The organism is Dyella sp. 01N36 (assembly GCF_056399745.1).
Genome location: NZ_JBFTRY010000206.1, coordinates 1 through 5,790, shown reverse-complemented (window position 1 = coordinate 5,790; position 5,790 = coordinate 1). Strand labels below are relative to the sequence as shown.

At 62.7% G+C, this 5,790-nt stretch carries 7 protein-coding genes, 1 other RNA gene and 2 pseudogenes; 6 read left to right on the top strand and 4 right to left on the bottom strand.

Annotated features, from left to right (window positions below):
- Positions 1 to 18: 18 nt before the first annotated feature.
- A pseudogene (locus AC1DMG_RS19120) lies at positions 19 to 1,038 on the top strand (MASE1 domain-containing sensor histidine kinase); the annotation flags it as partial.
- 346 nt (positions 1,039 to 1,384) lie between these two features.
- Here AC1DMG_RS19120 and fur read toward each other — a convergent pair.
- Positions 1,385 to 1,801: a ferric iron uptake transcriptional regulator gene (gene fur, locus AC1DMG_RS19115; RefSeq protein WP_109127012.1), complete on the bottom strand. Its 417-nt coding sequence runs from the start codon at positions 1,799 to 1,801 to the stop codon at positions 1,385 to 1,387.
- 76 nt (positions 1,802 to 1,877) lie between these two features.
- On the opposite strand from fur, the gene AC1DMG_RS19110 reads away from it, so the two are divergent.
- Complete coding sequence (locus AC1DMG_RS19110) at positions 1,878 to 2,336, top strand: outer membrane protein assembly factor BamE (protein ID WP_441604130.1); 459 nt, start codon at positions 1,878 to 1,880, stop codon at positions 2,334 to 2,336.
- Between the two features lie 16 nt (positions 2,337 to 2,352).
- Here the strand turns inward: AC1DMG_RS19110 and AC1DMG_RS19105 are convergent, their stop codons facing one another.
- Both AC1DMG_RS19105 and AC1DMG_RS19100 read right to left on the bottom strand, forming a co-directional pair.
- Positions 2,353 to 2,634 (bottom strand): RnfH family protein, encoded by a 282-nt coding sequence (locus AC1DMG_RS19105; RefSeq protein ID WP_441604129.1) that lies wholly within the window; start codon positions 2,632 to 2,634, stop codon positions 2,353 to 2,355.
- Positions 2,627 to 3,058 (bottom strand): type II toxin-antitoxin system RatA family toxin, encoded by a 432-nt coding sequence (locus AC1DMG_RS19100; RefSeq protein WP_477175935.1) that lies wholly within the window; start codon positions 3,056 to 3,058, stop codon positions 2,627 to 2,629. Before AC1DMG_RS19100 ends, AC1DMG_RS19105 begins: the two co-directional genes overlap by 8 nt.
- A gap of 82 nt (positions 3,059 to 3,140) precedes the next feature.
- Here AC1DMG_RS19100 and smpB point away from each other — a divergent pair, with 82 nt between their 5' ends.
- Positions 3,141 to 3,632: an SsrA-binding protein SmpB gene (smpB, locus tag AC1DMG_RS19095; protein ID WP_441604127.1), complete on the top strand. Its 492-nt coding sequence runs from the start codon at positions 3,141 to 3,143 to the stop codon at positions 3,630 to 3,632.
- Here smpB and AC1DMG_RS19090 read toward each other — a convergent pair.
- Entirely contained in the window at positions 3,624 to 4,136 is a 513-nt protein-coding gene (locus AC1DMG_RS19090; RefSeq protein WP_477178193.1) for a GNAT family N-acetyltransferase, read from the bottom strand. The two genes, smpB and AC1DMG_RS19090, sit on opposite strands and share 9 nt — an antisense overlap.
- A gap of 109 nt (positions 4,137 to 4,245) precedes the next feature.
- Between AC1DMG_RS19090 and ssrA the strand changes: the two genes are divergently transcribed.
- The 3 genes and pseudogenes from ssrA to AC1DMG_RS19075 form a co-directional block, all read left to right on the top strand.
- Positions 4,246 to 4,597, top strand: a transfer-messenger RNA (tmRNA) gene (ssrA, locus tag AC1DMG_RS19085).
- A 93-nt stretch (positions 4,598 to 4,690) separates the two neighbouring features.
- Complete coding sequence (locus tag AC1DMG_RS19080; RefSeq protein ID WP_477178194.1) at positions 4,691 to 5,017, top strand: hypothetical protein; 327 nt, start codon at positions 4,691 to 4,693, stop codon at positions 5,015 to 5,017.
- A gap of 271 nt (positions 5,018 to 5,288) precedes the next feature.
- Positions 5,289 to 5,790 (top strand): annotated as a pseudogene (locus AC1DMG_RS19075) (hypothetical protein); the annotation flags it as partial.

The window sequence follows — 5,790 nt, the reverse complement described above, 5'->3', positions numbered from 1 at the left end:
TAGGTGTCGTTGGGCTCTTTGCTGCCCTCGCTGGCCATCCTGCTGGTGCTGTCCTCGCACGCGGCACCGCAGCCGCAGTTCGCCCGCGTGCTGTCGCTGGCGCCGGTGCTTTTCTTTGCGTTCCGCCATGGCTGGCGTGGGGCGAGTCTGGCCATGCTGATCTCCAGCCTCGGCATGACCCTGGTCGATCACCTCTCCGGTCATGGCTCGCCCGGCGCACCCGGCGAACTATTCCTGGCGGTGGCCGGCACCGGCGCGCTGATGCTCGGCTCGGCGACCGATGCGCTACGCCGCAGCAGCGAGCGGGTGGCGGAGCAGAACGTCTATCTCGCCGCCGTGAACCGCCGCCTGGATCACCTCGCACGGCAGCTGCGCGACGCCGCCCGCGGCAACCTGCGTACCGAAGAAAACCAGCGCCGCCACATGGCCGCCGAGCTGCACGACGAGCTGGGCCAGAACCTCACGGCCATCCAGACGCACCTCAAGCTGGCGCAATCGCGGCTGGCGCAAGCGGGCATGGACGATATCGGCGTGTCGATCAACGCCATCCTCGGCCATATGCGTCGCGCCCTGCACCGTCTGCTGGACGATCTACGGCCCGCCGTGCTCGACGAATTCGGCCTGTTGCGCGCGCTGGACGAAGGCCCGATCCGCGACCTGCTCAACGCCGCTGGCGTGGCCTATCGCACCGAACTGCACGGCGACCCGCGCCTGCTCGACGACGACACCCGCACCGTGGTCTATCGCCTGGTGCAGGAAAGCGCCACCAATGCCGTGAAGCACGCCCATGCCGACACCTTCCAGCTGCGCCTGCGCATCGGCGAGCGCCAGGGCGTGGCACTGGCCCTGCTGGACATCCGGGACAACGGGATCGGCCTGCCGGCCCGCATGCCCCGGGGCGGCCGTGGCATGCAGGGCATGCGCGACCGGGTGACTTCACTGGGTGGGCTGTTCCGGGTCCGGCCGGAGGCCCAGGGCGTTCATCTTCGAATATTGTTGCGCAGCAACACACAAACTGGTGACGTAGCTCGCACTTAGGATCGTTACATAGGAAATTTTCCGATACCCGAGGTGTGAAGGGTTCGTTACGCTGGATTCATCGATGTGGGGGAGCCACCATCGCAAGATGGTGAGCCATGCCAACCGTGGGGACGGTGGGCATGAAGAACGGCAGGATGCCGTTCCGCCGAAATCGGTGGCAAAACCGGGACGCGCGAGCAACTCGCCCTCCTAGGAGCCATCCGGTATCGGATAAGCCGCCGGGCGGACAGGAGTCCTCCCGCGGCTTTTTTTATGGGCGAAGCTTTTGTATCTCGCCCGCCGGAGCACGAAAAAGGCCGGCAACGTCTCCGTCACCGGCCTTCTGGACACCGCACGCCTTGGCTTACTTGCTGCCCTTCTTGGGGCGCACGTACAGCACCAGGCTGTGATCCTCGATCACGTAGCCGTGGCGGGCGGCGATCTCGGCCTGCAGGCGCTCGATCTCCTCGCTCACGAACTCGATGACCTTTCCGCTGTCCACATCGATCATGTGGTCATGATGCTTGCCGCGATCCAGCTCGTAGACGGCCTGCCCGCCCTCGAAGTTGTGCTTGACGACGATGCCGGCCGCCTCGAACTGGGTCAGCACCCGGTAGACGGTGGCCAGGCCGATGTCTTCCTGGTGGGCCAGCAGGCGTTTGTAGATGTCTTCGGCGGTGAGATGGTGAGCTTCCTCATCCTCGAAGATCTGCAGAATACGCATGCGGGGGTGGGTCACCTTCAGCCCGGCTTTGCGCAGTTCTTTCGTTTCCTGTTCCATAGCAAACTCCACGCACACGGCGCTACGAGGCCGTTAGTGTATCATCCGACACCTTTACGATCCGGACGCAACACGCATGCATAAGCTGATTCGCACGCTGGGTTTTGCCATGCTGGCCCTTTCGCTGGCCAGCTGCCGTCTTATCTATACCCCCGACGTGCAACAGGGCAACCTGCTCGACAAGAAAACCGTGGATCAGCTGCAGCCCGGCATGACCAAGCGCCAGGTGCTGGTGCTGATGGGTTCGCCCTCGGTCAACTCGCCCTTCAGCCAGAACGAATGGAATTACGTCTCCACCCAGCAGCACCGCGGTGGCGACATCAAGGTGCGTTCGCTCAAGCTCACCTTCAATAACGACGTGCTGGTGCGCACCGAGGGCGACTTCTTCGCCGAAGACGCGCAGAAGCTGGTCAACGACACCAAGAAGTACCACGCCAGCTACCCAGTGGACGAAACCAAGGGCGACAAGTCGACCGGCGGTGGCGACAAGGGCGGCGACGGCGGCGGCAACAACGGCGGCAACGACGGTCACTAAGACCCGCCGGCCGGCGTCAGCCCTCGTGGGCGCGGCGCCGGCGTGCTTCTTTCGGATCGATGGTGAGCGGCCGGTAGATTTCCACCCGGTCGCCCTCGCCCACCACGTGCTCCGGTCCCACCTTGCGGGAAAAAATGCCCAGTCGGGCCGGATCCACGACCAGTCCCGGAATGTCCTGGACGATGCCCGAAGCTTCGATGGCCTGCGCCACGGTACTGCCTGAGGGCAAGCTCACCTTGCGCAGCCAGCGGCGCGAGGGTTCGGCAAAGACCACCTCGACGGTGACCTGCTCAGCCATAAGTGCGCTCCGCCTCGCGGCAGAAGTCGTCCACCATGCGGCTGGCCAGCCCCTGAAATCCAAGCTTGATGGCCGCACCACCAAGCTTGCCTGCGTAGTCGAAATCCAGCGCGAACGAAATCTTGCAGCCGGCATCGCCCAGCGCGATGAACTCCCATAGCCCATCCAGGCTGCGGAACGGTCCATCGACCAGGCTCATATGCAGACGGCTGGGACGCACCGTGGTATTGCGCGTGGTAAAGCTCTGGCGAAACCCCATGTACTTGAGATCCAGGCGCGCCACCAGCACATCCTCGCCACGCTCCAGCACCTGAGCGTCGACACACCAGGGGAAGCGCTTTGGGTATGCTTCAACGTCATTGACCAGATTGAACATCTGGTCCGGCGAATATCGCACCAGGGCGCTGCGGCGGATTTCGATCACTTCAGCCTCTTCTTGAGCATCATCTTCAGTCCCTCCACGGACGGGACCATCATCAGGGCAATGAGCCCGAAGTTTAACGGACATGGCCAAGCCTAAGGACAAAGACAAAAGCTCGGGCGGCACCATTGCGCTGAACAAACGCGCACGCCACGAGTACCACATCGACCAACGCTTCGAGGCGGGACTCGAGCTGCAAGGCTGGGAAGTCAAATCGCTGCGCGCCGGCCGCATCAACTTCGGCGACAGCTATGCGGTGGTGTTGCGCAGCGAGATTTTCCTGGTCGGCTGCTCGATTCCGCCGCTGATCAGCGCATCCACGCACGTGGTGGCGAACGATCGCCGCACACGCAAAGTACTGCTGCATCGCGAGGAAATCGACACGCTGATCGGCGCGGTCGAGCGCAAGGGTTACACCCTCATCCCCATGGCCCTGTATTGGAAGGGCAACAAGGTCAAGGTGGAAATCGGCCTGGCCAAGGGCAAGCAGGCGCACGACAAGCGCGATGCTGAAAAGGAACGCGACTGGCAGCGCGAAAAGCAGCGCACCATGCGTTCGCACAACAAGCTAGCCTGACATCCGCCGCCACGAGCCAGGCTCGCCTTCGGATAGTCCCACCACGTCGTCGCGCAGCGACATGTTCATGGCATCCACCGAGGTGCCAAAGCCAAAGCGCTCATAGATGCAGTGCGCGGCGCCGGTGGAGTGCAGGTTGAGCGAATCGATGTCCTGCGCCCTTGCCGTCGCGCCGACGGCGGCGAGCAAGGCAGTCGCCAAGCCCTGGCGCCGGTGCGTGTGCTTGACGAACATGTTCAGCACGTACCAGCCCACGCCCTGGCGGAAATACGCCGATGGCAGATGCGTATACGGGTGCACCATCACGCAACCGGCCGCCCGCCCTTCCACTTCGGCGAGCCAGGCCAACAAACGGCCCTCGGGCATGGCCTCTTCGATCCAGCCGCGCAAATGATCGGCAAAGCCCTCCGGCAGTTGCTGCTTGAGCTCTTCCTCCAGAAAGGCGCAACGCAAATCCGTCAACACGCCTGCATCGTGCAGCACCGCCTGACGTATCCGGACCATGGCCGTTCCTTTGGGTGGTGAGGGGCAAACCATAGCGGCGTCGTGCCAGCTTGTAGAAATGCCTTCTGCCTACATATACTGGCTGACCAGTTACTGTTTCAGTTTCCCCGGGGGTGTCATGGCTTCGACGGGGGTAGTGAGATAGCTTGGTGCATGCCGAGGGGGCAGCTTTCCTCGTTAATCCAGCCGCAAACTTATAGTTGCCAACGACGACAACTACGCTCTGGCCGCTTAAGGCCTAGCCCCGAACCCACTTGTGCTCGTGCTCGTGGATGTAGGGTCATTATCACGAGATCGCCCGAAGCTGCCGCCTGTCGGTAAGGGCTAAATCAAGCAGGCTGGTCCTTCGATGCGCTTCGCACGCTGTGCTGTCGCGGGATGAGATCTAACGGCGAGCTAAGCATGTAGTACCGGGCGTCAAACGCCTTCGGACGCGGGTTCGACTCCCGCCACCTCCACCAATACGGAAAGGCCCGGCGAGTGATCGCCGGGCTTTTTTGTTGGCGGACGACGTATATTCATGCCGTCCCAACCCAACGAGTCGAGGTGCATTCATGACGATGGCCACTGACCTGCGCGTGCGTACCTTGGGAAAGGTGGTCGTTTCCGCCGTCATGTTCTGCACCGCCACCCTCACCCTGATCGCGGTCACCCAGGATGGGCACCTGCCCCAACTCCTGCAGTCGAACATCGGATCCATCGGCGTCTACGTCCTGCTGATGGTCTTCTGCGGCTACCTGGTCAGGACCTGCTGGAAGAGAGAAGAGGCCGTGGGCGCGGCTGACGCTTCGCTGTGGCGGGTAGTTGCCACGTTCTTCAGCGCCTTGGCCTTGCTGATGTTTCTGGTGGCGCTTGCCTACTATGCGTGGGCTGCGCGGTAGGAGTTGGCGCGACTGGCACAAGGTGCTTAGTAAGAAAGGCGCCCTGCGCCCAACTCACCATGAGGAAAAGCCCAGCGAGTGATCGCCGGGCTTTTTCTTTGCGAAGAAATCATTCGATCGACGTGGACCCGCATCGCTCTTTCTTGCGCCTCTTCTTCTGACGCGGATCAGAGGGAACCCTGATTGAAAGTACCTGTCTAATCTGCCTTGTCACAACACGCGCTGACGGCATGCGCCTGTTTCGTTCCGTCATTGGCGTGGTAGGGGTGTAATGAAGCGTTCCGGGCAAGTGCGACATCGACAGCAGGGAGATAGTGCGCGCGGCCTGGCATTACTCGACAGCGAAACACGTGAAAGCCTGGGGCGCAGACGCTGGCGACAGCCGCCTCTGACGCGCCCCACCCTGGTGCTGGCGCTGACCTTGGTGTGCGTACTGCACGCCTTGTTTGCACTGGCGCTGTGGTTCGAGATGCAACCCAAGGCGCAGCATGCGGAGCGGGTGAATGTCGATAACGAGAAGGCGCTGATCGTGCGTCTGATCGATCGTCCCAAAGCGCCGCGCCCCGCGCAGCCACCGGAGCCGCCCGCGCTGCCGCAAAACCTGGCGCCGCCGCAGCCGGTGTTGGCTGCCCGCGTTCCTCCGGTCACTCACGAAAAGCCTCGTCGTGACGCCATGGTGGTGCAGGATCATTCGCCTGCTCCTGCGCCGACGACTTCCGTCGCCACGCCGTCCGCCACAAGCTTGTTCGCGAAGGATGGCTCCGTGCATCTGC